This window comes from Nitrospirillum amazonense (assembly GCF_029594735.1).
GTDB lineage: Bacteria > Pseudomonadota > Alphaproteobacteria > Azospirillales > Azospirillaceae > Nitrospirillum > Nitrospirillum amazonense.
In genome coordinates this window covers 1,040,515-1,041,429 of record NZ_JARPAF010000002.1, presented here as the reverse complement: position 1 = coordinate 1,041,429, position 915 = coordinate 1,040,515, and the positions used below count along the sequence as shown (strand labels likewise).

General features: G+C 70.3%; 1 protein-coding gene. It reads right to left on the bottom strand.

Annotated elements, in window-relative coordinates; genetic code table 11:
• Positions 1-915: 1-deoxy-D-xylulose-5-phosphate synthase N-terminal domain-containing protein (locus tag P5F91_RS10895; RefSeq protein ID WP_277907188.1), on the bottom strand; the 915-nt coding region annotated here is incomplete at both ends.

Here is a 915-nt window from a genome sequence, read left to right as displayed (position 1 = left end):
AGCGAAGACACGGGTGTAGGTGGGCGCGTTCGCCTTGGCCTTGGCCTGGGCGCCCGTCACCACATCGAACCGGCCCACCGCGTGCAGCTTGTCGGCCGAGGCCTCCGCCGGGGCGTAGCCCTTGCCCTTCTGCGTCACCGCGTGGATCAGCACCGGGCGGCCGTTCGGCTCGTCCCGGATGTTCTCCAGGATGGGCACCAGCTGGTCCAGGTCGTGCCCGTCGATGGGGCCGACATAGTAGAAGCCCAGCTCCTCGAACAGCGTCCCGCCCATGACCATGCCGCGGGCGTATTCCTCAACCCGCCGCGCCGCGTTCTGCAGCGGACGGGGCAGGTGTTCCGCCACCTGGCGGCCGATGTCCCGCAGGTTGCGGTACTGGCTGCTGCTGACCAGCTTGGCCAGGTAGCCCGACACGGCACCCACCGGCGGGGCGATCGACATGTCGTTGTCGTTCAGGATCACCACCAGGCGCGAGCCCAGGGCACCAGCGTTGTTCATGGCCTCATACGCCATGCCGGCGGAGATGGACCCGTCGCCGATCACGGCGATGACGTGGTTGTTCCCGCCCGCCAGGTCGCGCGCCACCGCCATGCCCAGCCCGGCCGAGATGGAGGTGGAGCTGTGCGCCGCACCGAACGGGTCGTACTCGCTCTCCGACCGCCGGGTGAAGCCAGACAGCCCGCCGCCCTGCCGCAGGGTGCGGATGCGCTCGCGGCGCCCGGTCAGGATCTTGTGCGGGTACGCCTGGTGCCCCACGTCCCAGATGATGCGGTCCGCCGGCGTGTCGAACACGTAGTGCAGCGCCACCGTCAGTTCCACCACACCCAGGCCCGCACCCAGGTGCCCGCCCGTCACCGACACCGCGTCGATGGTCTCGGACCGCAGCTCGTCCGCCACCTGCCGCAGCTGCTCAGG